This is a genomic window from Microcystis sp. M49636_WE2, from assembly GCF_030065375.1.
GTDB classification, from domain to species: domain Bacteria; phylum Cyanobacteriota; class Cyanobacteriia; order Cyanobacteriales; family Microcystaceae; genus Microcystis; species Microcystis aeruginosa_C.
On the sequence record NZ_JASJFG010000359.1, the window covers coordinates 1 to 4,199 of the forward strand.

3 protein-coding genes and 1 pseudogene are annotated in these 4,199 nt (G+C 45.7%); 1 reads left to right on the forward strand and 3 read right to left on the reverse strand.

The genetic code is table 11. The features are described 5' to 3' along the window. Positions 1-117 (forward strand): annotated as a pseudogene (locus PX484_RS08535) (DUF29 domain-containing protein); the annotation flags it as partial. A gap of 467 nt (positions 118-584) precedes the next feature. Here the strand turns inward: PX484_RS08535 and PX484_RS08540 are convergent. The 3 genes from PX484_RS08540 to PX484_RS08550 all read right to left on the reverse strand — a co-directional run bounded on the left by PX484_RS08540 (position 585) and on the right by PX484_RS08550 (position 4,055). Next, positions 585-1,928: a TldD/PmbA family protein gene (locus PX484_RS08540; protein WP_002798133.1), complete on the reverse strand. Its 1,344-nt coding sequence runs from the start codon at positions 1,926-1,928 to the stop codon at positions 585-587. Positions 1,929-2,037: 109 nt separating this feature from the next. Beyond that, a complete protein-coding gene (locus PX484_RS08545) occupies positions 2,038-2,583 on the reverse strand; it encodes a DUF456 domain-containing protein (protein ID WP_287667656.1) in 546 nt (181 codons plus the stop codon). A gap of 2 nt (positions 2,584-2,585) precedes the next feature. Further along, the gene (locus tag PX484_RS08550; RefSeq protein ID WP_004267945.1) at positions 2,586-4,055 is read right to left on the reverse strand and encodes a TldD/PmbA family protein; all 1,470 of its coding nucleotides are present in this window, start codon (positions 4,053-4,055) and stop codon (positions 2,586-2,588) included. Positions 4,056-4,199 lie beyond the last annotated feature (144 nt).

Below are 4,199 nucleotides of genomic sequence, written 5' to 3' on the forward strand. Positions count from 1 at the left end.
AAAGTTTATCCAGTGGCGATTAAATCAGTTTCTCAGCTTTTTTCCCTCAATTCAGACGCTCATATATCCCTCGAACAAACATTAGATGATAATTGGTTTCCCCCGGCTGAAAAATAGTTCTTAATTAGGAGTAATACTAAAGCTGAATAAATGTGAAATATAAACGAGATAAGGGTTTTAGTGTCCTGTTTCGCTCCCACAGGTGCAAGATTTTGAGAGAATCGTGGTTCAAAACCTTGGGTCTTCATCGGCCCGCGTCCTGTAGGGGCGAAGCATTCGGGCAATAACCTAAGTAGTCGTGCAAAATTAATTTCCTAGTGAAGATAGGCAAGAGGCAAAAAGCAGGAGGCAAGAGGTGGTTAGATATGTGTAATTAATTTTGCTTAGGTACTTATCGGTGAAACCGTAGATTTTCTATCCGAATGCTTCGCCCGTACTTTATTCAGCAAACCCTAATCAGTCTTTAATAACCGGATTTATTGTAATTTGGATAGTCAACAGCTTACCCACGACTATAAAATTAGCATCCATCTTGCGGGGGTATTACCCTGGTTAATACCCCCTATTTTTGGTCTGGTATAGTGTTAAGCTTCTCCCGTGATTGATAAACCCTCTACCCAAACGTAGGGACAAACACCACTGGGAGTAATAACTGCTTCCGGTTCCAGATAAACAATCGATTTCAGCAGTGTTAAAATATCCCCGGCTACGGTAGCGGAATCGATGCTAATGCGCTCATTTTTGTTAACTAACCAACCGTCAAAGGGCAAAGAGAAGGAACCTTGTAGAGAATTAACTCCCGCATGAAGTGCCTGTAAACTATCAATTAAAACCACATTTTCTGCTGTTTCCAAAGAATAGCTTTTTGGTTGATTAGCACTAGCAAAAACGTGATAAAAATGGGGACTAACCGTTACTTTTGACCCAATGTTACCGTTGCCAGTCGGTTCTGTATTCATCCGTTTAGCGGTAATCGTGCTATGGAGAAAATTACTCAAAATCCCCTCTTTAATTAATTCCACACGACGGGTAGGAGTGCCTTCACTATCAAAAGTTTCTGCGGAAACATTAGCCGGATGGAGGGAATCATCGCACAAATTTAAGGCAGTAGCAGCGATTTGTGTTCCCAAAGATTCAGGAGTAGAAAGACTCTGTTTATCAAGGACATTTTGGGCATTAAACAGATTAGAAAATGCTCCCATTAGACTCAAAAAGGCGCGGGGGGCAAAAACCACTAAATATTTACCCGTGGTAATCGGTTGATAGTCCAGATGGCTAACAGTTTTGGTAATCGCTTCCTCGATGCAACCATCGATATCTAATTTTTCCAGGCCCGGACTAACCCGAAAAGCACCAGCGCTGCGGGGTTTTTTGCCTTCCTGTTCGGTTTTGGTGTATAAATACACACTGGCATAACTACGCGCTTCCTGACGCATTGCCCCGTCGCTATTGAGATAAAAACGTCTGACCTGCTGTTGTCCCAAACCATTATAGGGAACACTGGCAATAGCTGGATGAGCCGCTAGTAGGGATTTTTCGGCGGCTAATAACTTATCGACGAGAGTGGATACCGGTGCTTGATTAGACATTTCGCTGGCCACTTCTGTGGTGGGTGCGGTGGCAGCGGGACTAAAATCGGGGACATTTTCCTTAACGCCAAAAACGCTGGCTTCCTGAGCGGTTTTTAGGGCTAATTGCAGTCCCACCGGGTCCACATCGGTGGTGGAGGTGACACCGACTTGATTATCCTGATTCCAGACGCGAACGATAACGCTGGAACGATTGGAAGCTTGTACCTGTTTCGGTTCCCCTTGAAACACATCCACATCGGTTTCATCGACCGAGGAACCATAGATGTCGTATTTAGCAATTCCTAAAGCTTGGGCGCTAGAATTAGCGATTTGGGCGATATCTTCAACTTTTGGCATAGATTTTTTTTGGTGTTGGAGGATAGGTGATAGGGAGATAGGGAGATAGGGTGATAGGGAAGTGGGGGAATGGGGAAATTTCAAATAAAATCCCAACATTCAACATCTTCTAACTGATAACTGAAGAGAGATTGGGCCAAGTGGTGACAATAAAGACGATAACGGCAGCCGTGGCCAGCATAGCTTTAGCAACGTGACCGATAACCGTACCGACGACGATACCGACACAGACTTTTAGGGATTGTTGCAAACGGGGAGTTAATTCCAAATCGCGACGATAGGCGTATTCTCCCAAAAAAGCCCCCACCACAGGACCGACAAATAAGCCGATAATCGGTCCGCCAATGGGTAAAGCGGGTAAAAGCCCGAATATTCCCGCTAATAAACCCACTACTAGACCGATTTGACTCCAATTGCTCGCCCCAACTTTTTGGGCGCCGAGATAACTAGCGAGGAATTCCACCCCCAGACTGAGGAGAAGGACAACAAAGGCCACGGTTAAAGCGACCCCCATCCCCGCAAATTTGGTGACAAAACCCCACACCAGCATGGCGATTAAAATCAAACTCATGCCGGGGATAGCGGGCAGCAGTTCGCCAATTATTCCCACTATCATGATGGCAATGAGGAAATAGTAGAGAATCACTAAAGTCATGATTAACGACCGCCAACGGTAATAGAATCGACTTTTAAATGGGGTTGACCAACGGTGACATAAACGCTACCACTAACGGAACCGCAAAAACCCGCCGCTAGACCTAAATCTTGGGAACACATAGAGATTTTATTCATAATCTCCTTAGCTGAACCGATTAAAGTCGCGCCTTTCAGGGGTTTAGTCAGGTTGCCATTTTCGATAAGATAGGCCTCCTCGACGGCGAAATTAAATTCCCCGGTCGCCCCCACACTACCACCGCCCATTTTTTTGCAATAAATGCCTTTATCGATGGAATTAAAGAGATTATCGAGGGTATATTCCCCGGGAGCGATGTAGGTATTCCGCATCCGACTAGCGGCCGCATAGGTGTAGTTTTGACGGCGACCGCTACCTGTGCGCGGATGGCCAGTTTTAATTGAACCGGTGCGATCGGCAATGAAGTTTTTTAGGATACCATTTTCAATTAGGAGAGTACGCTGGGCCGGCATTCCCTCATCATCCATATCGATAGTACCGAAAGCTTTATCGGATAATCCTTCGTCCCACGCCGTCAGGTTGTCGTGGGCGATTTTTTCGCCTTTTTTATCGAGAAAGGGTGTGGTTTTTTGCTCGATTTGCGTAGTTTCTAGCAAATGACCGCAGGCTTCGTGGAAGATAACGCCGCCAAATTCATTGGCCATGACGATGGGATAACTGCCGGATTCTACATAGTCAGCGTAAAGCATTTTACCCGCCGATTCGGCCACTTCTGCCGCCGATTCCTCGGCATTCCACGTCCGCAGAAAATCGGGATTACTGGTACTACCCACCCGTTTACCAATGCTAGAACGATTAGTCCCATCGGCACAGAGGAGATTATAGCCCACCGATTGGGTGAGGCGAATATCCCGGGCAAAAGTGCCATCACTAGCGGCAACTAAAATTTCTTGCCAATCGCGAAAATAAGCGGCGCGACGAGATTGGACGTGAGAGGCTTTCTGATTGAGTTGAACGTTAGCATTTAGGAGAATATCACCCATTTCTCCCAAAGAACTGCAATTATTCAGCCAAATATCTTTGTTTTTGACCGTGGCATAATCCCGGAACATTTCCAGATTGATTTCGGGAATATAGGCGTTAGGACTGGGTAGGTTTAAACCGAGAATCGATAAACCTTTTTCTAGGGCATTTTTTAAGCCTTGGAAGCTTAAATCGTTGGTACTGACATAACAATCAGCTTTACCGCGAAAAAGGCGGATTCCTGCCCCTGTAGATAGTTTCGGTGAGAGACTGGTGATGCTGTCATCTTCGGCTAAACAACTGATATAGTTGACTCTTTCCAGGAAAAATTCGATAAAAGTTGCCCCGGCAGCCCGTCCCAGTCCCAGAAGAGTGGACAAAGGAGCCGCCCAAGAGCTATCAAAGCGCTCCAGACTAGGATTATATTTCAGGGTGGGGAGTTCTTTGGAGATGAGTAGAGTGGGTGACATAAAGCTCGTTTATCAGTTAATCTGCTGGTTTCTAGTCTAACAGTTCTCAGTTTTTTCCGTCTGGGGATGCGTTAGCGCCGCCCAACCCTGCTAAATTTTTCTCCTTCATATCTCTTAATAAAAACCTTGATTCGAGCGCTCATC